The organism is Terriglobia bacterium, assembly GCA_020072565.1.
Taxonomy (GTDB): Bacteria; Acidobacteriota; UBA6911; order UBA6911; family UBA6911; genus JAFNAG01.
This window is the reverse complement of the sequence record JAIQGI010000013.1, coordinates 43135-65250: the sequence shown is the minus strand read 5'-3', so window position 1 is coordinate 65250 and position 22116 is coordinate 43135. Positions and strand designations below refer to the sequence as shown.

Annotated in this window: 16 protein-coding genes; 10 read left to right on the top strand and 6 right to left on the bottom strand. The window is 60.0% G+C overall.

The window, feature by feature from the left end:
- Positions 1–30 precede the first annotated feature (30 nt).
- Positions 31–1674 carry a bacillithiol biosynthesis cysteine-adding enzyme BshC gene (gene bshC, locus LAP85_09870; protein ID MBZ5496699.1) on the bottom strand — a complete coding sequence of 548 codons (1644 nt, stop codon included), beginning with the start codon at positions 1672–1674 and terminating at the stop codon, positions 31–33.
- An 88-nt stretch (positions 1675–1762) separates the two neighbouring features.
- Positions 1763–2821, bottom strand: coding sequence for a mannose-1-phosphate guanylyltransferase (locus tag LAP85_09865; protein MBZ5496698.1), 1059 nt, complete (start codon positions 2819–2821; stop codon positions 1763–1765).
- Positions 2822–3126: 305 nt separating this feature from the next.
- On the opposite strand from LAP85_09865, the gene LAP85_09860 reads away from it, so the two are divergent.
- The 4 genes from LAP85_09860 (at position 3127) to trxB (ending at position 8935) form a co-directional block, all read left to right on the top strand.
- Entirely contained in the window at positions 3127–5274 is a 2148-nt protein-coding gene (locus tag LAP85_09860) for a hypothetical protein (protein MBZ5496697.1), read from the top strand.
- A gap of 14 nt (positions 5275–5288) precedes the next feature.
- Positions 5289–7172, top strand: a complete 1884-nt coding sequence (locus LAP85_09855; GenBank protein MBZ5496696.1) for a hypothetical protein — start codon at positions 5289–5291, stop codon at positions 7170–7172.
- 122 nt (positions 7173–7294) lie between these two features.
- Positions 7295–7765 (top strand): bacterioferritin, encoded by a 471-nt coding sequence (gene bfr / locus LAP85_09850; GenBank protein MBZ5496695.1) that lies wholly within the window; start codon positions 7295–7297, stop codon positions 7763–7765.
- A 201-nt stretch (positions 7766–7966) separates the two neighbouring features.
- On the top strand, positions 7967–8935 hold the full coding sequence (gene trxB / locus LAP85_09845; GenBank protein MBZ5496694.1) for a thioredoxin-disulfide reductase: 969 nt from the start codon (positions 7967–7969) through the stop codon (positions 8933–8935).
- Here trxB and LAP85_09840 read toward each other — a convergent pair.
- The 3 genes from LAP85_09840 to LAP85_09830 form a co-directional block, all read right to left on the bottom strand.
- Positions 8932–9612, bottom strand: a complete 681-nt coding sequence (locus LAP85_09840) for an HAD-IA family hydrolase (GenBank protein MBZ5496693.1) — start codon at positions 9610–9612, stop codon at positions 8932–8934. The two genes, trxB and LAP85_09840, sit on opposite strands and share 4 nt — an antisense overlap.
- A 100-nt stretch (positions 9613–9712) precedes the next feature.
- Complete coding sequence (gene glgP, locus LAP85_09835; GenBank protein MBZ5496692.1) at positions 9713–12274, bottom strand: alpha-glucan family phosphorylase; 2562 nt, start codon at positions 12272–12274, stop codon at positions 9713–9715.
- A 228-nt stretch (positions 12275–12502) separates the two neighbouring features.
- A complete protein-coding gene (locus LAP85_09830; GenBank protein ID MBZ5496691.1) occupies positions 12503–13222 on the bottom strand; it encodes a CPBP family intramembrane metalloprotease in 720 nt (239 codons plus the stop codon).
- A gap of 182 nt (positions 13223–13404) precedes the next feature.
- Between LAP85_09830 and moaA the strand changes: the two genes are divergently transcribed.
- Entirely contained in the window at positions 13405–14418 is a 1014-nt protein-coding gene (gene moaA / locus LAP85_09825; protein MBZ5496690.1) for a GTP 3',8-cyclase MoaA, read from the top strand.
- On the opposite strand, the gene LAP85_09820 is transcribed toward moaA, so the two are convergent.
- Positions 14415–15266, bottom strand: coding sequence for a rhomboid family intramembrane serine protease (locus tag LAP85_09820; GenBank protein ID MBZ5496689.1), 852 nt, complete (start codon positions 15264–15266; stop codon positions 14415–14417). The two genes, moaA and LAP85_09820, sit on opposite strands and share 4 nt — an antisense overlap.
- A gap of 251 nt (positions 15267–15517) precedes the next feature.
- Here LAP85_09820 and LAP85_09815 point away from each other — a divergent pair, with 251 nt between their 5' ends.
- From LAP85_09815 to LAP85_09795, 5 genes are all read left to right on the top strand, one after another.
- Positions 15518–15973 (top strand): hypothetical protein, encoded by a 456-nt coding sequence (locus LAP85_09815; protein ID MBZ5496688.1) that lies wholly within the window; start codon positions 15518–15520, stop codon positions 15971–15973.
- 134 nt (positions 15974–16107) lie between these two features.
- Entirely contained in the window at positions 16108–17403 is a 1296-nt protein-coding gene (locus LAP85_09810; GenBank protein MBZ5496687.1) for a TolC family protein, read from the top strand.
- Between the two features lie 12 nt (positions 17404–17415).
- The gene (locus LAP85_09805; protein MBZ5496686.1) at positions 17416–18609 is read left to right on the top strand and encodes an efflux RND transporter periplasmic adaptor subunit; all 1194 of its coding nucleotides are present in this window, start codon (positions 17416–17418) and stop codon (positions 18607–18609) included.
- 83 nt (positions 18610–18692) lie between these two features.
- Positions 18693–18965, top strand: a complete 273-nt coding sequence (locus tag LAP85_09800; GenBank protein ID MBZ5496685.1) for a hypothetical protein — start codon at positions 18693–18695, stop codon at positions 18963–18965.
- Positions 18962–22084 carry a CusA/CzcA family heavy metal efflux RND transporter gene (locus LAP85_09795; protein MBZ5496684.1) on the top strand — a complete coding sequence of 1041 codons (3123 nt, stop codon included), beginning with the start codon at positions 18962–18964 and terminating at the stop codon, positions 22082–22084. The genes LAP85_09800 and LAP85_09795 overlap by 4 nt, the downstream gene beginning before the upstream one ends.
- The last annotated feature ends 32 nt before the right edge of the window (positions 22085–22116 follow it).

The following is a 22116-nucleotide window of genomic DNA, read 5'->3' as shown; positions in this document are numbered from 1 at the left end:
TTGCCTCAGCGCCCTCTGCGTGGAGATGTCTTAGATACACAGAATCTGGTGCGCGAAGGTTTCGAGGTCGACCGATTCGTAGATTGCGTCGAGCAGCGACGGGCCGTAGCGGGCCAGCAGGGGATACACCCCGAGCTCGCGCTCTTGCAGGTTCCCGTGCGGATAGCAACTGTTCAGCAGGCGTGAAACCTCAGCACGGAGGGCGCTGTTCCGTCGCATTTCGAAATTGTGAAACTTCGACTGCAGGGACGCTATGCGATGAAGGAGTTTGCGTCGTACGGTGTCGGCTGCCGATGCGAGCGACGCGTCTACAGCTGCCATGGCCGGCTTTACCTCCGCGATGCCCCGATCCGCGTCTCGGCGCAGCTCAGCCAGCAGGACTTCAAAGTGCGCGGGTTGCGCTTCCAGAATCTGCCGAATTACCCGGGCTTCTCCTTGAAAACAGTCCTCCAGGCGCATGGCGTGACGTTCCATGGCCGTGCAGATCTGCGCACTGAGGACTGTAAAGCTGCTCCGCGGCCAAATAAGCGGCATCGGCCGGCCGTAGAACCGGTAGAGAGGCTCGACCTGTGCGAAATAGGAGACCTCGGCAGGGCCGCCGACGTAAGCCACAGTCGGGAAGAGGCGATCCTGCACCACCGGTCGCAGGAGCACATTCGGGCTGAAGCGATCAGGCTCGTCTTCTGTGAGCAGCAACAATTCTTCGATCGTGAAACGCCTGCCGGCGTCTTTGAGCACGAAGCCGTCGTCCCCTGTGACCAGGAGCCTGCGCCCGCCTTCATCCTGGAGGAACACGAGCGTTGAGCGCGGGAGCACAGCGACCTGCGGCTCAAGGCCGGCACCTTTCAGCGCGCGGCTCCGTTCCATAAGCTCCGTGCGCAGTTTCCGGGCTTCCACCAGGGCCTTCCTAATCATCGGTGCCGCGAGCCTCTTGGCGCCCGGGTCTCGGGAGTCGAATAGAATCAAGCCCCTCCCCCGGAAGAGCTGGGCCATGAGCCGGCCAAAAGCCTCGGCAAAAGTGTCCCCCGGCCGGCAAGACGACGCCAACTGGGCCCTGATCTCACTGCTCCAGTCGCCGGAGAAGGAAGCTGAATACGCGTCCACCACCTGCCTGACGGTTTCAGGGAGCCGGATGGCTCCGACCGGATGAGGAGGCAATTCAGTGGTGCTGAAGAGCAGTTCCCTGGAATCGAGCGTGCGAGTATGGTGATCAGAATCCTGGATAGTGAGGCGTGTGGTCTCGGCCAGGTCGTGATCATCGGATGCCATCCAGAAGACGGCGACGGAGTTGAACCCCTTGTGGCGCAGCTCCGCGCTCAGGCGGAGAGCGGTGAGCGCCTTGTAGACTGTAAGAATGGGACCCGTAAAAAGGCCCACCTGCTGGCCCGTCAAGACGGCGACGCAGTCTGTGCTTTCCAGCTCCGCGATCGAATGCCGGACCGTGTCATCGCTGCCGAAGGCCTCATTCTGGCTCCTGAGGATCTCAGCCATCTCGCGCCTGGGAAACTCGCTTTGACGCGCCTCACGCGCTGTTTCGGTCAGGGCTGCAGGGGTTGGAGGCTGCCGATAAAAGGCCAGAACATCCGGCGATGCCTCCAGGTACTTCAGAAATGCCGCGGGCTGGCGCGGAATCTTTCGGAATGGCAGGCTCTTCGCGAATGGGGAACGATCCATGATATCAGCTTCCCAAGACTCCACCCCTTAAAGCAAGAGCTCACTGATGAGTGATAAGTCATGAGTAAAGAGTCTTATTTCTCATCACTTATGACTGACCCTCATTGCCGAGTGCGGCGATCAGGCGCTTCAGATCTGCTGCTCGATCTTTGGGACAGACAAGGACCTTGCCCTGAGCTTGGACAACGATCAGGTTGGATACGCCGAAGGTCGCAACGGTACCCGCATCCGAGTACGAAACGCAGTCTCCGGCCTCAAGGGCAAGATTCGGACCGATGGCGACGTTGCCGGCGGCGTCGTGTGGCAGCGCCCGTTCCAGGGCGCCCCAGTTGCCGATGTCATCCCAAACGAACTCGGCCGGTACCAGGCGCAGCCCCGAAGCTTTTTCCATCACGCCGAAGTCGATCGAGATGCGCGGCAGTTCAGCGAAGGTTTGACGCGCCTCCGCACGGCCCTCTTCGCGTCCGATAAACGGGCGAAGAGCCTCCAGGCCCCGATACAACTCCGGCATGTGCTGCCGTAAAAGGTCGAGCAGGGTGCGGTTGCGCCAGAGAAAAATGCCGCTATTCCAATAGTAATTACCTGCCGCCACATACCCACGGGCGCGCGTCGCATCCGGCTTTTCCACGAAGCGGATGACCGGCAGGGCCTCGTTGCCGGACTCGGATATCTGCGTTTGGATATAGCCGTACCCAGTCTCCGGCCTTCCGGGGCGGATGCCGAAAACCACGCCGGTGGCTCCGGGGAGAGCGTCGATCCCCTTTTGCAAGGTGCGGCGGTAGGCTGCGGCATCGGCGATATAGTGATCCGCAGGTATGGCGATCATGGTGCCGTCCGGCTCGTGCCGTTCGATGTGAAGCGCGCAATAACCGAGGCACGGCGCCGTGTCGCGGCCGACAGGTTCGACGATGAAGTTCTCCGGCGGGATCTGCGGCAGTTGCTCGCCGGCAATCCCTCTGTGTGCCTCGCCGATCGAAATAAGCATCCTCTCCGGCGGCAGCAACGGGAGGAGGCGATCGACAGTCTGTTGAATGAGAGTTTTAGGGCCGAGAAGCGGCATAAACGGCTTGGGGATGCATTCGGTGCTCAGCGGCCAGAAGCGTTCTCCCCGGCCTCCGGCCATGATGACGGCATAGACACTGGACATAGCGCTTTCCTCGAAATGCAATGACGACGGTCATTGTACGGGATGAACCGAGGCTTTGCCTATGTCAAACCTCCGTGTTGGTGACCTGGTCCCCAAAGCACGCAAGCCGGCTTGGGCCTTGTCCATTTCAAACCCAGATCGCTCAGCGCCAAGGCAGCGGCTGGCTGCCGCACTCCACGGACCGTGCCGCGCTCCTGAAGAATTTGCTAGAGATTTGGTCCCCGGCTATCGCACACTAGGCCCTGCCAGACAGGATTCACACGCATAACGGCACTTCATTCTAACTCGCTGGGAGGAACACATCGATGAAGCCACTACCAGGCAGGTGGGGCGGAATTGGATTCATCCTGGGGATCAGTCTCCTGCTCGGGGTTGCGCCGGTATCACCGGCACAGCAGGTTCCAATTTCGTTCAACGACTATCACGGCTATACCGGCTCGGTCGACTATCTAAAAAAAGTTGCCGCTGCCTACCCCAACATCACAGAGCTGATCGAGATCGGAAAGAGCAACAGGAATCGTCCCATTTATGTTCTGGTAGTCTCCAACATGAAGACCGGGACGACTATCGACAAGCAGGTCACGTTGCGCAACATGCGCAATGAACCAAACACTCAAAACGTGATTCCGATGAAGTCGTATCAGGGCAAGCCCGGAATCTGGATCGACGGCGGCATACACGGAAATGAGTTCACCGGTACGGAAGTCTGCCTGTATGCCGTAAACAAGCTCGTATCCAATTACGGGTCGGATGCGGAGATTACAAAGCTGATTGACGATAATTCATTTTATATCTGTCCCATCGTTAATCCCGATGGTGTGTTCAGCAGCGTAGAAGCCGGCATCCTGCAGCTCCAGAATTCAGCGGCTTCGGACGAGATTCCCGGGGGCCAGGCAAGCGCCCCCACCGCCAGGGACGTCAACGGGGACGGGATCATTTCGCAGTTCCGCTACAAGGATCCCAGAGGCCGCTATGTCATGTATGACGGAGATCCCCGAGTGATGGTGCCCCTGGCAGCGGGCGACAGTACGGCCAAAGAACGCTATTCGGTCGTCTGGGAAGGGCAGGCGAGGGCCAGTGAAGGCCAACGGCCTGAAGGGGCCCCAGAGGCAGGGGGAATCGACGTCAACCTCAATTTCCCGGAAGGCTGGTGGAGGGATGACGGCTTTCAGGGAGGCAGCGGCTACTATCCTTCCTCTTCCCCCGAGGCTCACGCGCTTCTCGAGTTCTTTACCAATCACACGAACATCCTGATGGTGCAGTCGTTGCATACCTCAGGCGGGTTCACTTACCGCCCGTTTGCGCGTTATCCCGATAGTCGGATGGCTCCCAAAGACATGGCCATATTTGACAGGGTCCTGGGCAGGAAGTACCTCGAGTTGACCGGCGAGGAGATCCCTGAAGCCTGGAAGACACCCGGCACCGAGGAGAGCCGGCCCGCAACAGTGGCCCAGCCGGGGCAAGCCCGGGGAGCTACGCGGCCTGCGGCCGCTGCGCGAGGTCCGCAAGGGTGGCGCCATCCTTACAACGAGGATCAGAGAAGCCCTTACGGTTACGGCCTCTTCCTCGATTGGGCGTACGGCGAGTTCGGAGCGTACGCTCTGAGCACCGAGCTCTGGAACTGGCAGAAAGACTCCAAGGGCCTCCCGGGCTACTCGGGTGAAAATGACCGAGGGCTTTGGGAAAGTGCTTACATCAAATATCAGGAGACGGCATTGGGAGGGAAAGCGTTCCTCCCTTGGAAGCAATTCAACCATCCTGGATTGGGCGAAGGCGAGATCGGCGGCTGGGTGGCTAAATACAGTCCCGGCAATGCCGTCCCGGGTCCCTCGCTCGCAGCCGTCTGTGAGACCCACTGGCAGTTCGAACTCTACAAGGCGAAGCTGCTGCCCCGCCTGGAGATCAGCGACGCGAAGGCAACCGTCCTTTACACCACCGACAATGCCAGCGACGCGAGGGTCGAGCAGCAGGGGGATACCTTCACCATCAAGAAGGGAAAGCCTGTGGGGAAATATAAGGTCGTCCAGGTGACGGCAACTGTAAAGAATATGGGCGAGCTTGCCACACAGATCGCCGGAGGGGCCCAGCTGCGAGGCAATCGCGAGGACGTGATCTGGCTGATCGGCGACCGGGACAAGATCCATTTTCTGGAGGGCACTCCGTGGACAAGACTCGGCATTCTCGAGGGAGTCATGAAGATTCCTGCCTACAGCGTTCCGGCTGCTGATGCGGGGGCGCCCGCGGGGCGAGGTGGCCGCGGCGGTGCTGGGGCGCCGGGTGCGCCTCCTCAGGGCAGAGGACGCGGGGCTGCTCCGGAACAACTGCAGGTTCGAGGCTCCGGCAACACTCGAGATATTTCCTGGCTCGTCGCAATCGAGGGCGACACGCCGCTCCAGGTTGTGTTGACGTCACAAAAGGGCGGTACCAGAGTCAAGGAACTTCCAATTAAATAGATCGGGGGCCCATCATGCGTACGAGAAAGCATTTCATATCGGTGCCGGTTCTTCTCCTGGTCGCCCTGGTGACGGTTATCGGGTTTAGTCCGGCGGTGGCGCAGAAAAAACTGCAGAACAGTCCCGGCGGCTACCATGGCGAACTTGACTTTCCCATCAGCTGGAAACACTACTACTCTTACGCCGAGTGGACGAAGATCATGCAGGACCTGGCGAAGCAGTATCCCCAGCTGGCCGATATCAGCAGCATCGGCAAGAGCCGAATGGGGCGGGACCAGTACCTGTTGACCATTACGGCGAAGTCCACAGGGAAGCCGGAAGAGAAAACGGCGATGTGGATCGACGGCGCCATTCACGGAAATGAGATCAATGGCATCACCTGCTCGTTGTATGCCGCCTGGTATCTCCTGACCCGCTACGATTATGACCCATACGTGTACGATCTGCTCAACACTCGAACTTTCTATGTCCTTCCCGGCCTGAACGTCGATGCCAACGACTCCTACGCCTCCTTTCCAAACACCGCCAACAACCCCCGTGAGCCCTACCGCATGGAGGACAACGACGGCGACGGCTTGTACGACGAGGACAGGACGGAAGATGTCGACGGTGACGGCGAGATTTCCGCAATGTGGATCGAGGATCCGGCCGGAGACTACAAGCTGTCAGCCGACCAGAGGCGGTTTGTTCGGATTACCGATCCGAGCGATGCGGCGAAGCGCTTCCGGCGCATGGGCGAGGAAGGCTACGACAATGACGGCGACGGGCGCATCAACGAGGACGACATCGGGGGGCCGGATCCCAACCGGAACTTCCCTTACGGATGGGACCTGAGTTCCAGTTGGCCGTACCCGTTGTCGGAGAGAGAAACCCGCAACGTGTTCGAATTCCAGCGCAGGCATCCCAACATCTTTGCGAGCTTCCATTTCCACAACACCGGCAGGCTGATCATGTTTGCCGCCCCACCGGACTCGCGTCCCGCCAATCAGACCCCGGAACAGCGGCAGCAGGCCGATGCCCGGATCGCGCAGCAGCTGCAGGAGATGCGCAAGACCAACAAGTACGCGCAGCTCTTCAGCCGGACCGTGGCGCCTGAGTATCAGACGGACATGGACACCCAGACTGCCATTGTCGCCCAGGGCGCACGTATACTCAAAGATTACACTCCGACCATCAGCGGCCTTTCCGGCCAAGCGCAAGCAAATTCGTATTACATGCTGGGCGCTTATTCCTATCTGATTGAATTGTGGGGCAGCGCCGTTTCTGAAGCCGACCTGAACAACGACGGCAGGGTCGATGATGACGAGTACATGAAGTGGATCGATACCGAGCTGACCGGGGAAGGCTGGATTACTCCTCACAAGTTCAACCATCCCGACTTGGGGGAAATCTGGATCGGCGGTACGGCCAAGAAACACGTGGACCGGACTCCGCCCGCCCGCTACATGGAAGGGGAGGCGCTCAAGCAGGCGAACTTCATTTTGTACTGTGCAAGCCAATTCCCCAGGGTGCAGGTCGACCGGATCCTGGTCACGCCTGCTACTGGAGATCTCTACTGGATTGACGTCACGGTCAAGAACGACCGTGTCTATCCGACTTCTTCGGACCGGGCGGTCCTGCTCAAAACGGCCGTGAACGACAGATTGACGGTCTCATCGTCGGACAACATCTCGATAGTGGAAATCCCCGCGGGCTCGCCGAGACTGGATGTGCTGAATGCGGCGAGCGCGGTTCCGGCCCTGGCCACGAAAGGAGCCGATTTCCGGCTGCGCGGCAAGGATGCCAGACGATATCGCTGCCTGGTGAAAATGTCGGGCAGCGAAGGCTGGATAGAGTTCAATACTGTTTCCAAATACGGCGGGAAAGACAAGAAGCGCATCACCATCAAGAATCAGTAATGGGGTCTCTTGGAGTGTGGCAACTTGCTGCCCCCTTTGGGTGAACGGCAAGGCGCGTGCAAGCTGGCACACTCCAGGGGCTCCCTCGCAAATTCGAGACCGTTCTCAAAGGGAGGTTCTCCATGAAAGGAAATCCAAAAGTCCTGGAAGCGCTCAATGAGGCGCTGAGTGAAGAGTTGACAGCGATCAATCAATACATCCTGCATTCGGAGATGTGTGAGAACTGGGGGTACAGTAAGCTTTCCGGCTTCATCAAGAAGGAATCGATGGATGAGATGAAGCACGCCGAGGCACTCATTGAGCGCAGCCTCTTCCTAGAAGGCGCACCGAATATGGTTAAATATCGAAAACTCAATGTCGGGCAGACCGTGCCCGAGATGATCGAGAATGATCTGCACCTCGAGCTGGAAGCGGTTGCGATGTACAACAAACTTATCGCTCTGGCGATCGAGGCCAAGGACAACGGCACAGCCGAGCTGCTCAAGAAGCTGCTGAAAGACGAAGAGGCTCACGTCGACGGGCTCGAGGAACAGCAGGATCTGATCCAGGGAATGGGACTCCAGAACTATCTGGCGCTGCAGGCCGGCAAGTGAAGTAACGCGTGCCTGAGTCGCAGTGCCCGTGGAACACTACGAAAGCTGGTGGCGGACGGCAATGGGTGGGGATCGCTGTCGCCGTTGAAGCCGCTGCGGCGGCATTCGACTGCGATGATGAGCCCGAGCACGCCGGTGCTCAATCGTTTCTGAAGCTCCCGGCAAATCCTGCTAGGATATTGAAATCGCAAGGGGAGGATTATGCGAAAGCTGATAATTATCGGTTCAGGGCCGGCCGGTTATACGGCGGCGATCTATGCCGCGCGCGCCAGCCTGTCGCCTTTGCTGATTGCCTCGGAACCCAAGGACCTCCAGTTGCCCGGCGGGCAGCTCATGTTCACGAGCGAGGTCGAGAACTATCCGGGCTTTCCCTCGGGGATTACCGGCCCGGAGCTGATGGATCGGATGCGCAAGCAGGCCGAGCGTTTCGGCACCGAGATCATGGAGAGGGATGTCGACGAAGTCGCTTTCGCGGCGCGCGGGCCCTTCGGGGTGCGTATTGGGGATGAATGGCATTCGGCGCGCACCGTCATCGTTGCGACCGGGGCTTCCGCCAACTGGCTCCAGCTTCCGGATGAAATGAAGTTCCGCAACCGTGGGCTTTCGGCCTGCGCCGTTTGTGACGGCCTGTTCTTCCGCGGCAAAGAAGTCATGGTGATTGGCGGGGGAGATACGGCGATGGAGGAGGCCCTGACGCTGGCCCATCATGCGGCGAAGGTGCTGGTCGTGCATCGTCGCGACAAGCTGCGTGCCAGCAAGATCATGGAAGAACGCGCAAGAGCCAATCCCAGGATCTGCTTTCTCTGGAACACAACTCTGACTGGATACCTGGGCGGTGATGTGCTCGAGGCCGTGCGCGTGAAAGACCTTCCGACCGGTGCCGAGAGAGTCGAGCGCATCGACGGAGTCTTCATGGGCATCGGGCACAGTCCGCGCACCGGATTTCTCGTCGGCGCCCTCGAGCTGAATCCACGCGGATACATCGTTACCCACGATTACGTGGAGACCAGCATGGAAGGGGTCTTCGCCGCCGGCGATGTTCACGACCACGAGTACCGCCAGGCCATTACTGCGGCAGGATTCGGTTGCATGGCGGCACTGCGTGCCCAGCGTTGGCTGGAATCCCAACCCATCGACCAGTGGTTTGCATTGCCTCCCGGGACTCCCTAGTGCTGGAATGGCGGAAGGCCCCACGCCGCAGGTTCAAACTCGTTGAGGTTCCGAAGAACCTGATCGGCGGCCTGGAAGATCTCGGGTTTCAGGTGCGGATCGGGGACCGCAATCACGGACATGCCTGCAGCGCGCGCGGCCTCCACACCCACGGGCGAGTCTTCAAAAACAAGACAAGCTGAAGGCGAAATCCGGAGCCGTTCCGCCGTAATCAGGAAGATGTCGGGCGCAGGTTTCCCTTCGCAGACCGCCGGATCGTCGCCGATGACGATGCAATCGAAGATGCCGAACCAGCGCTGGTGACGACTGGTCTTGAGCCCGAAATGCCGCTGATCGGAGCTGGTCGCGACTGCCTGGAGCACCCCGTGCTGATGCAGATGCTCCGTGAGTCGGATGGCGCCGGGCATGGGCTCCGCCTGGGGAAAGAGCTCCTCCAGCACCGCCTGACGTGCCAGCAGGTACTCTGCGGGCGTCATCGGCAGCCCGAGCGCCTCTGTGAATATGCGTGCGGAATCCGCAGCACGCTGGCCGATCATACGGGACTTTACGGACCAGTCGAATACCTTGCCGTAGCGGGCGGCAATAAGCTGGGAGGCTTTGGTATAGAAAGGCTCCGTGTTGAGGAGCAATCCATCCATATCGTAGATGACGCATGTAACATGGTTGCGTGGAGCCATCCGGCCGTACCCCTATCCGCCAGGAAAGATGAATGACAATTGGATCCGATTCATCCAGCGTCGTTCGTAAATCGAGCACGGAAGGGTATCAGAGGAGGGGTCAGGTCCACAAGACCAGACCCTCCTTGTGGGGTGCCGCCAGATCCGGGTTTTTGGGTAGGACACGCACCGTATAGCCGTGCCGGCCGCTTGTGCTCGGTTCGATGGTGCCGCAGAACTCGTGCACGTCTCCGTTGCCGGTGCCGTTCGGGGCCATCGGGATGAGCCTGGGGCGCGTAATGTGGCCCCGGGCATCCAGAGGCCCGTGATACAGTTCGATCGACACATCGTCCGGGGACAGCTGTCCGAGTTTCAGATAGGCGTGCACCTGCAGCGGATCGCCGACCTTGAAGTTGTCGTGCAGATCACTCTTGACCTCGACGATTCTGATGTCCTGCCAGCGGTAGCGCAGTCGCTCCTTCCAGGAAACCAGGTCCTTGGCCCGCCGGAAGCGGTCGTTGGCCAGAGCTGTGTAACGTTCCTGAGAAGGCAGATAGAACTCTTCTACGTATTCGCGCACCATGCGTTTGGCGTTAAACTGCGGCCCGAGAACGCGCATCGAGGTCTTCATTTTGCCGAGCCATGCCCGCGGCAGCCCGTTTGCCGCACGGGTGAAGAACAGGGGCACGATCTCTTTCTCGAGAAGATCGTAGAGAGCATTCGACTCGACTTCGTCCTGATAGGTCTCGTCGCCATATTCCTCGCCGCGACCGATGGCCCACCCCGTCTCCGGGCTGTACGCCTCGTCCCACCATCCGTCGAGAATGCTGAGGTTGATGGCGCCATTGAGCGCTGCTTTCATGCCGCTGGTGCCGCTGGCTTCCAGGGGCCGTCGCGGCGTGTTGAGCCAGACGTCTACGCCCTGAACGAGGTAGCGTCCAACGGTGATGTCATAATCTTCCAGGAAAACAACGCGCCGGCGTGCCTCCGGGTTTCTCGCGAAGTGGATGATCTTGCGGATGAGCTCCTTGCCGGCAGCATCATGGGGATGGGCTTTTCCGGCGAAAATGAGCTGAACGGGGCGGTTCTTCTCATTCAGGATGCGGATCAGGCGCTCAGGATTGCGCAGCAGCAGGGTGGCGCGCTTGTAGGTTGCGAAGCGGCGCGCGAAGCCGATCGTGAGAGCTTCAGGATCAAGGATCTCATCGGCTTGGGCCGCTTCGGCAGGCGGAGCACCGACGGCCTCCATTTGCGCGCGCAGCCGCTGGCGCGCGAAGGCGACCAGGCGCTCGCGCCGCCGCTCATGCGTGCGCCAGAGCTCTTCGTCCGGAATGTGATGAATGCGGCTCCAGAGCGCGTAGTCGCCGGGGTCCTCGCGCCAGCGCGGCCCGAGATAGCGGGTGAAGAGCCCGGCCATATCCCGGCTGACCCAGGTAGGCGCGTGGACGCCATTTGTGATCGAGGTGATCGGGACTTCATCGAGGGTAATTCCCGGCCAGACATTCTGCCACATCTTGCGCGAGATCAGGCCGTGCAGCTTGCTGACGCCGTTGCTGTGCCCGGCCATGCGCAGGGCCAGGATTGTCATACAGAAGTCCTCGCCGTCGTTATGGGCATTCTGCCGGCCCAAGGCCAGAAAATCGCGCATCGAGAGGTTCAGCTGGGTGGCATACAGGCCGAAATATTTCTCCACCAGGGCTGGGGCGAAATAGTCGTTGCCGGAGGGTACGGGTGTATGGGTTGTAAAAACGGTGCCCGCCATCGTCGCCTCGCGGGCTTCGGCGAATGACATGCCCTGTTCCGACATCAGCCGCCGGCATCTCTCCAGCGCCATGAACGCTGAGTGCCCCTCGTTCATGTGGCACACAACCGGTTCCAGGCCGACGGCGCGGAGCGCCCGATAGCCCCCGATTCCCAGCAGGATCTCCTGCTTGACCCGCACCTCCCGGTCACCGCCGTACAACTGGTCGGTCATCTCCTGATCTTCCGGACGGTTCGCCGGGATGTTGGTGTCGAGCAGATACAGCGGCACTCGACCGACCTGTGCGCGCCAGACCTGTGCCTGTACGGTACGGCCCGGATATTCGACCGCGACCGTTACGGTGCTCCCGTCGGCCGTGCGTTCCAGACGCAGCGGCAGAGTGTAGAAGTCGTTCTCGGGATAGCGTTCCTGCTGCCAGCCGTCCGCGTTCAGGTATTGGCGGAAGTAGCCCTGCTGATATAGCAGCCCTACGCCAACCACCGGAACGCCCAGGTCGCTTGCCGACCTCAAGTGATCTCCGGCAAGCAGTCCCAGTCCGCCCGAGTATATGGCAATGCTCTCCGTCAGGCCAAACTCAGCCGAGAAGTATGCGATCGGCTGCCTCTCGGTGCCGTCGTGGGTTTTCTGAAACCAGGTCGACCGGGAATTCATGTACTCCCGGCAGCGCTCGACGGCCCGTTCCAGTTGCGCCAGGAAGGCGTCATCGCGCACGGCCGCATTCAACACTTCCTGCTTGATCCGGCCAATCATCTCCACGGGATTGTGGTTCGTCTGCTCCCACAGCTCGGGATCAAGGCGCATGAACAACTCCAACAGTTCATGGTCCCAGGTCCAGAGCAGGTTGAAAGAGATCTCCCTCAGGCATTCCATTTCTTTGGGAAGGGACGGAGCCACGGCATACGTGAAGATCGGTCGGGTCATACTTGCCTCACTTTTACAGGATCCTGCGTGCCCTGAGCACAGTTCGAAGGGCGAGTTGGCACACGAAACCGTTCGGGCGGGAAATCAAGCTTCCCACCCCTCTTCCTTATCGAGTGATAGGTTGGAATGGATTATGAGATGTGTACGCGCGGCCCTACAAAAACCACGTCCGGCCCCAAGCCGCTTTCCGTGCAGGGCGCGTGTCCTGGATTGCGCGGAAGCCGGCAATCACGGGGTCAGCATGCCCACCAGCATGTCATAGAAGGCATGCGCGGCCGCGGTTACGCCGAAACCACGCGTCACGAACAGGGCGGAGAAATACAAGCCGCCCCAGGTGCGCTGAAGGAAGGTCCCCCACGCGAAACGATCTCCTGCCTGCCCGACATAGTGAAACAACGAAAAAAGGAGGGCCGCCACAAGGGATGAGCAGACCGCCGCGGGGGTCTTGTTCATGTGCATCAGCCGGGTGGAAACCAGCATTAGCAGCCCGAGCAGAAATCCCCGGAACACCAGTTCTTCATAAATCCCGGCCCCGCAGTAAAGCACGAGCTTCTCCAATCCTCCGGGTGTGCCTGCGCTTGCGAGCGCGCGGCTTTGCAGCACCGGGAAATGGGCAAAGATGAAGAATAGCAGCACCGCGAAAAGCAGACCCTCACCAAACAGCGTGATCAGCCGCCGGGAAGAGATGTCCCAACTCGCTCGCGTGCGGAGTTGCCAGATGACGAAGCACGCGAGCAGGACGAGCGCCGAGGCAAACATGGAATGAACAGAAAGCGCGCTCAACAGGCGGATGATCAGGGCGTCGGCTCCGTTGATATAGGTCGATCCGAGAAACAGAGAGCCGACGTGGTAAATGAGAAAGAAGGGCAGCACCAGGGCCGCCGAGTAAATCGGGCGCCTGGTCTCCTTCAGGTACTTCCGCAATGAGGAGCGCACACCGTTTGCCATCACGATTCTTCCTGCGCCGCGGATTATGCCAAAGTGCCGGCGTAAGGACAAACATTCTAATTGGTACCCGCCTTCCTTTTCACGGGAGGGCGCCGGCCATGCTATGATTCATTTGCAGGCCAATCCGTCAGCGGCCCGGCCGTAAGCAGATGGGATGGTCCGATCTGCTGTGAAAGGAATGGATGATTCAGGATGTCTCCCATCGCCAGCTGAAGGATCTGCGGATCTCCGTCACGGACCGGTGCAATTTCCGCTGCACTTACTGCATGCCGCTGGCCCACTATGAGTGGATCGAGAGAAAAGAGATCCTTTCCTTCGAAGAGATCGTCCGGCTGGCGCGGCTGTTTATGACGCTGGGGGTGGAGAAGATCCGGCTGACCGGCGGGGAACCGCTTCTGCGGCGGGATCTTCAGGAACTCGTTGCGCAGATCGCGCACCTGCCGGGTGTGCAGGATCTTTGCCTGACCACCAACGGGTCGCTCCTCGCCGGTCAGGCTTCCGCGCTTGCTGCGGCAGGCCTAAAGCGGATCAATGTCAGCCTTGACTCGCTCAATCCGAGAACTTTCCGCCTCATGACCGGCCGCTCCGATCTGTCCCGCGTTCTTGACGGCTTGTTCGCCGCCAGGCGATGCCGCCTCGAGCCGATCAAGATCAACACCGTGGTGGTGCGAGGAGTGAACGACGGAGACATCCTCGACCTGGTCGAGTTTTCCCGCATCAACGGTTTCGCCATCCGCTTCATCGAATACATGGACGCCGGCAATGCCAATAACTGGAAGTCGGAAAAGCTCGTCTCCAAGCAGGAGATTCTCCAGACGATTCATGCCCGTTTCCCGTTGCGTGAGGCGGGAAGGGAGCACGAGAGTGCGCCGGCCGTCGGCTACCGGTTCTTCGACGAGTGCGGCGACGTCGGAGTGATCGCCTCCGTTACGGAACCGTTCTGCTCGACTTGCACCCGCGTGCGTTTGACGGCCGACGGCAAGCTGGTGACCTGCCTGTTCTCCGAACGCGGGCACGATGTGAAGACGCTGTTGCGTGGAGGCGCGTCAGACGAGGAAATCCTGGAGTTCATTCGCTCTATCTGGAGCAGGCGGGCCGACAGGTACTCTGAGGAGAGGCTCGCTGCGATGAATTCGGAGCAGGGCTACCAGGCCTGCGACCGCACCAAGATCGAGATGATCAAGCTTGGCGGCTAAAAAGGCCTTATCAATAACGAGGCGATTACTGACGCCAGGGTAGCCGCCATGCAGACGAGAGCCCATACCATGTGGTCGATTTTCTCCGGCTGGAGTGGATCGAGCCACCTTGCCATTGCGTAGCCGCCCAGGAATCCTCCGAAGTGGGCGTAGTTGTCGATGTTGGGCATGACGAAGCCGAAGATGAACAGAACAATGGCCATGCTGGTGGCTTGACCGCTGATATGGCGGCTGCCCCCGCGCCGCCCGTAGTAAACCAACGCCCCCAGCAGGCCGAAAATGGGCGCCGAAGCGCCGATGGTCAACTGGGCTCCGCGCAGGAAGAATATCGGCATCCCGCCAAACAGAAATCCGGCGCAGCTGCTCAGGGCAAATCCGGCGATCCCGGCCGCGGTATAGACAATGACTGTGCGCGGCGCTCCATACAGTTCCACCACGTCCGGGGCCAGCTGCCTTACCCAGAGCATGTTGAAGAATATGTGCAGCAGGCTCCCATGCAGCCAGGACGCGCTCAGAACCGTCCACCAGCGCCCGTATTCGAACACCGGCACAGCCCCGCTGGCACCGAACACGAACAGACTGCGCATGCTCGGCGACAACAAGCCGAACAGGCCGCTGGCGGATATCCCCTGGGGATCCGTAACCAGCGTTGCCGCATAGAGGACGGCACAGCCCGCAATGACGATAGAAGTGTAGCCGAGGTCCCGGCCAAGCCCGCGCAGAACCGGACCAAAGCCCCAGAGCCCGGGATTGCGGCGCCCGCAGTTCCAGCAGACCGGATCGCGCACTCCCACGAGTTTGCCACAGGAAGTGCAGAGCACCGATCCTGTTTTTTGACGTTTGAACATGAACGCCTCGCATCTATGGGTTGAAGGGACGCCAAACCGGAAGATCATATTCTAAAGGAAAACGAGAGCCGGGTCAGGTCCTGATTGAAACCTGGTCTGCGACTCAGACACCGCGGGCAAAAGAGCAGCCCCGAACGACATGAAGAACACAAAGTTTCATCCTTGACTTCAGAGGGCAGTCTGAATAGGCTGAAGTTCCCAGGTTCGCCTGCACTTGCGTTTGGAGTGGCGGGTTGAGGTTTCCCGTATATATGAAATGTGCGCCCCGACCGGCGGTTCTCGACTTGCCGGCTTCATTGCTTCTCAGCCTGGTGCTCGTCTACGGCCTGATCGCGTCTCCGCTCATGGTCGAATGCATCCCTGCGGACGGCAGGTCGCTGGTGGAACTGATAGGCCGGGATCCTTGCCACCACCCCTTCGGCGAGATGGAAACCAGCTGCACCCATGATTTCTCCGTGGCTCTCCTCGGCGAGGGTGATCCGGCAGATCCGTGTGTGGATCTGAGCCTGGACAATTTCGGCGTGACGCAGAACGTTATGGATGTGCAGTCGCCTCCTATGATGATGGCGAATGCACTGGCCGATGCCGCTCCTTGCCCCGCGCATCTCATCAGTACACCTGGAGCAGGCGCAATTTTCAAGCCGGCTCGCGAGCCAGCACTTGGCGCTGTCCGCGATCCCCGTCTGACATCCTCGTTGCGGATCTAGAACCACCGCCGCTCCGCCGGTGCGGCCCCCACATCTCCGGCGCCCGAATCCCTTGTAGCGCAGAACCACCATTTTGTAGAGCGGCGCCCACTTCAGGCCTCTGCTCGAAACTGCCAGAATGTTCCGGAGAAGTCATGAGATCCCGATTGCTCCTTTTGTTTTTTTCACTTATTGTTTGCTGGGGCCATCTACGGCTCACGGCTCAGGCCCAGGTTCCGTCGAGCGCACCGGTCCGATCCACCGCATTGACGCTGGCACAAGCGCTGGCGCGCGTTTTTGAGCGCAATCCGGAACTGGTGGTGTCGGAACTTGAAATCCAGGCTGCCTCCGCTCGTGTGTCTCAAGCCGGTGTCAAGCCAAATCCCGAGATCGAGGCCATGGCCGAGAATCTATCGATTCCCGGTGCCGGTTCCGGCTTCTTGCATTACACCGAGAGCACTCTTCAGATCAGCCAGCGCCTGGAACTGGGCGGAAAGCGGGATCTGCGGATTCGTGCCGCGGAAAAGGAAGTGACCGTCGCCTCCAGCCTGCTCGAAGCCAAAAAGGTCCAGCTGATTGCCGCAACTTCCCAGGCTTTTGCCGATGTACTGGCCGAGCAGGAACGGGTTGCCAACCAGGAAGAGCTGAGCAGGCTGGCACTGCAGTCTCACTCGATTGTCGTCGAGCGCGTGGCTGCCGGGAAGGTATCCCCCGTGGAGCAGACGCGCGCTGCGGTCGCGCTGGCGTCTGCACAGCTTGAAGAGGAAAAACATCGGCGCGCGCTGGTTGCCGCCAAAGACCGGCTGGCGGTTCTGTGGGGCGGATCCTACGCGGACATCGATGTGGTTCAAGGCAAGTTTGAGATTCCTGCTGCTGCCTCGGACGTTTCCGAATCCTGCCTCCAGAACAATCCGGACCTGAAACTCGCGGCGGCCGCGATCGACTCACGAGGTGCAACGCTTGCGCTGGAACTGGCGAACCGGAAGCCGGATCTCACTTTCAGCGCCGGCTTCCGGCGTCTGAATCTCGATAACCAGGATGCGTGGGTTGCGGGAGTCTCAATGCCGCTGCCGATTTTCGACAAGCGGCAGGGCGCGATCGCGGAGGCACGCGCCCGGCTCGACCAGGCGCGCTCCGAGGAAAAGGCTGTGGAGTGGCGGCTGCGCGCAGCCCTGGCGCAGGTCCGCCACGATCACGCCACTGCGCTGCTGGAGGCGAGAACCCTGACCGAAAGCGCTTTGCCTGCCGCCAGGGAAGCGGCCGCAGCCGTGGGGGAGGGGTATCGGCTGGGGAAGTTCGAGTTCCTTAACGTGCTCGATGCCCAGCGGACTTATGCCGAGCTCCAGGGAAGATACATTGAAGCCGTGGCTACCGGCCTCAAGGCGGCGATAGAGATCCAGCGCCTCGCCCGCTGTGATTCTCCGGCTGCTCCGTCCAACCCGGCAAAGTAAAGGAGACGAGGTATGAAGAAGCATCTGGTGTCGATCGCGACGCTGGTAGTGATCGCGGGATTGGCGCTCGGGGCAGTTGCGATCTGGCAGGCAAGACGGGCAGGAACCCCTTCTGCCGCTCCGGCAACGGCAGCAGCGAAGCAGCCCGAAGGCCCGGAAGGGATTGTTCATTTCAGCGACGCCCAGATCAGGCAATTCGGCGTCGGGACCGACGTGGCCGGGCAGGGAAGACTTCGCATAGAGGTCGTCCTGCCGGGTGAGGTGGCCTTGAATGCCGATCGCGTCGCCCATGTCGTGCCGCGGGTTTCTGGGGTCGTGCGCGAGGTGCGCAAGAACCTGGGCGACACCGTGCTGCGCGGCGAGATCATGGCCGTGCTGGAGAGCCGGGAACTGGCCGACAGCACGGCCGCGCTGCTTGCGGCGCGTGAGCGCGTGAACCTGGCCCAAAGCAACTTCGCCCGGGAGGAGCAGCTGTGGCAGAAGAAGATCTCTCCCGAGCAGGACTACATCCAGGCTAAAAACGCGTTGGCGGAAGCCGGCATCGAGCTGCGCACGACCGAGCAGAAGCTGCGCGCTCTCGGTTTTTCCGAGCAATACATCGCAAAACTGCCCGACCGGGGGGGGCAAGCGGCAATTCTGTATGAGATGGCGGCCCCTTTCGATGCCACGATCATCGAGAAACACATCAGCCTGGGCGAGGTTCTCAAGGAGGAATCGTCCGCCTTCATGATTGCGGATTTGAGCTCGGTCTGGGTGAACCTCGATGTGCATCAAAAGGACCTGCCCCTGATTCAGGTCGGTCAAACTGCCGCGATCGGCGTCGGCAACATGGCGCCGAGCGTGCAGGGCCGGATCTCCTTTCTGGAGCCGATGGCCGAGGAAACCAATCGAACTATTCATGCCCGGGTGGTCATTCCCAATGCGGGCGGCAAATGGCGCCCCGGCCTCTTCGTCACCGGTCGCATTGCAGTTGATGATGCCCAGATACCGGTGCTGGTGCCGAATGAGGCGCTGGTCATGATCGGCGGCAAAACTTGCCTGTTCCTCAAAGAAGGCGACAGATTCCGGCTCCAGCCGGTTCTCACCGGTCGAACCAACGGTGCCTCAACGGAAATCACCGAGGGGCTGGCCCCCGGGCAAATCTATGTGGCCAAAGGGGCCTTTACGCTGAAGTCGGAGCTGGGCAAACCGGAACAGGAGAAATGACCAACCGGGAAGAAACCGGCAGAAGAATGGAGCCATCGAGGTTCGAAAACGCAAAGACTCCGAGGACTTATCCTGAATTATTCATGAAGCAGAACCGCACGCCCGTGAAAAGCAACGAATTGGACGCGGATAAACGCAGGCAGGAGCTTTTGCGATCCTGCCTGCCCGGCAAAAGCTTGTGCACGCCGACCAAGAGCGAACGGTCGGCGCCGGTCAGCGTTTTTCCGCGTCCAAAACTGCATTCTGGTCGCACATTCATGAATTATCCGGGCTACGGCAATCCGCTGCTCTTGGCAGCTTTGAGTCCCGGCGTCCTGGCGGTCACACCTTCTGGGTCAGGCGGAGAGAAGGCATGATTGAAAAACTGATGGGAGGCGCGCTTCGAAACCGCGTGCTGGTGCTGTTGCTTGTAGTGATCATTGTCGGCTTCGGCGCGTACTCTATCCGGAGCACGGCGGTCGACGCTTTTCCGGATGTGACCAACATCCAGGTCGAGGTGATGTGTGGGGCGCCGGGACTGTCGCCTCTGGAGATTGAAAGATTCGTCACCTATCCCGTCGAAACTGCCATGAGGGGCTTGCCGGGCCTGGTCACGATGCGCTCGGTAACCAAATACGGTCTGGCGGTGATCACTTTGGTCTTTCACGACGACACCGACATCTATTTCGCGCGCCAGCTGGTGCACGAGCGGCTGGCGGCTACGGAGAGCAGCCTGCCCGACGGGGTGAAAACCGAGATGGGCCCGGTCGCAACCGCGATGGGTGAGATCTATCAATACACCATCGAGGGAACTCCTCCCACCGATCCGGTGGAAAGAGTGCGGTATCTGACCGAACTCCGCACCCTTCAGGACTGGGTGGTGGCGCCACAGCTCAAGAGTGAAGCGGGCGTCAACGAAGTCAATTCGTTCGGGGGCTATCTGAAAGAATTCCAGGTGGTCGTCGACCCGGAGAAGCTGCTCAAGTACAAGCTCTCCATCGGAGATGTCTTCGAAGCGATCAAAAACAACAATGAGAACGTGGGCGGCAGCTTCATCAACCGCGCCTCGGAAGAGTACATCATCCGCGGCGTCGGGTTGATCGGATCATTGACCGATATCGATAAAATCATCGTCAAGCCCATTCACGGGATTCCAATTTACGTGGAGGACGTCGCGGAGGTCAGAACCGGCTATGCTCCGAGGCAGGGCTCGGCGCTCAAAGACGGCCGGGGAGAAGTGGTCGGCGGCATTGTGATGATGCTCAAAGGCGAGAACAGCCTCGATGTGGTCCGCCGGGTCGAGAACCGGGTACGGACGATCAACGACAGCAATCTGCTTCCCCCGGGACTCCAATTGGTGCCGTATTACGATCGTTCCGAAATTGTCGGCGAGAGCATCCGGACCATCCTGCACACGCTGGCCGAGGGCGCGCTGCTTGTAATTATCGTGCTGTACCTGCTGCTGAGAAACATCCGCGGCGCCATTGTGGTTGTCATGGCCTTGCCGCTGGCGACTCTCCTGACCTTCATGGTGTTGAAGCAGGCGGGGCTCAGCGCCAACCTGATGTCGTTGGGCGGGCTGGCCATCTCTATCGGCATGATCATCGATGCCACGATCATTCAGGTGGAGAATGTGCAAAGGCGCCTGGGTGAGCTGCGGGATCGTTCGCAAAAACTCTCCACCGTCCTGCAGGCCGTCATGGAAGTGCGGCGTCCGAGCATCTTCGGTGAACTGATCATTGCGCTCACGTTCCTTCCCATCATCACACTCGAGGGGATGGAAGGGAAGATGTTTTCGCCACTGGCGATTACCGTGTCCATTGCTCTGTTCGCCTCCCTGTTTCTCTCGGTTTTCATCACTCCCGTGTTGTGCGCCTATTTCCTCAAGCCCGGCGCTGAGAAGAGGAATGTGCCTCTGGAACTGATCAGGAATTTCTACCTGTGGGTTCTGGATCTGGGTTTGCGCGTTCCGGCATTCATTCTTGGGGCTTCCGTGGTCCTCATGGCCGCGGCGGTGTTCCTGGTTCCGCGGTTGGGAACGGAATTCATCCCGGTCATGGACGAAGGTGCCTTTGACATGGACTTCAACCTGATCCCCGGCGTATCGCTGGACAAGGCCATGGAGATCACGAACCTGATCGAGCAGCGTCTCATGAAGTTCCCTGAGATGGAATCGCTCGTGTCGCGTACGGGCCAGACCGGAGTTCCCCTGGAGGCCCGGGGCGTCGACAAGACGGGATTCGTAGGCATGCTGAGGCCCAAAGAAGAATGGAAGACGGCAAAAACCAGGGAGGAGCTTGCGGACAGGATGCGCGATGCCCTTTCTGATATACCCGGCATGACCTTCACCTTCAGCCAGCCGATCCAGTGCCGCATCGACGAACTGGTGGCCGGGACCCGCGCCCAACTGATCCTGAAGCTCTTCGGCGAGGATCTGGATGTCCTCAAGTCCAAGACCGATGAGATGGCCAGAGTGCTTGGAGACATTCGGGGATGTGAAGACCTGGTGGTGGAGAAGGTTTCCGGACAGCCCTACATCGGCATTCGCGTCGACCGCAGCAAAATCGCCCGATACGGCATGAACGTCCGCGATGTGCTCGCCATTATCGACATCGCCATTGGCGGCAAGGCTGCCACGCAGGTTTACGAGGGCAACCGATCCTTCGATCTGACGGTCCGCTTCCCGGAAGACCAGCGCAATTCCGTCGAGAAACTGGCGGATACCCTGGTCGGAACCGGCGACGGCATCGGCATTCCTCTCAGCCAGCTCGCCGACATCTCGCTTCAGGAAGGGCCGGTCCAGATCAGCCGGGACAACGGCATGAGGTATAAAGGCATCGAGCTGAACATCGTCGGCAGGGACATCGGATCGTTTGTGGCTGAGGCGCAACGCAAAATCCGCCAGACAGTCACGCTGCCGGTCGGGTATTCGACCACATGGGGAGGTCAGTTTGAGAATCAGCAGCGCGCCATGCGCAGGCTCATGATCATCACACCGCTGGTCGTCATCCTGGTTCTGGTGCTGCTGTTCATGACCTTCAAGTCGGTCCGGCTCTCATTTCTGGTTTTTCTTAACCTGCCGTTTGCTCTCATGGGTGGGGTTTTCACACTCTGGCTGTCGCGTATTTACCTGTCGGTCCCGGCCTCGGTGGGTTTCATCACGCTGCTCGGGGTCGCCGTGCTGAACGGACTGGTGCTGGTCTCCTGCATTCTCCAGCTGCGCAGCGCAGGCCAGAGTGTGCGAGATGCGGTAAAGAACGCCTGCGCCCTGAGGCTCCGGCCGATCTTGATGACCGCCTCCATCACGGTATTCAGCCTCATTCCGATGATGTTTGCCACGGGTCCCGGTTCCGAGGTGCAACGTCCCTTGGCGGTGGTGGTCGTGGGCGGGCTGTTCACTTCAACTCTGGCCACCCTGCTGGTCCTGCCTACGCTGTACGGCTGGTTCGACCGCAACGGCCCGGCCCCGGAAACTCCAGTCGGTGAGCAGGTGTGAACCGCTTAATCCGACGTCGGTTTCAATATAGA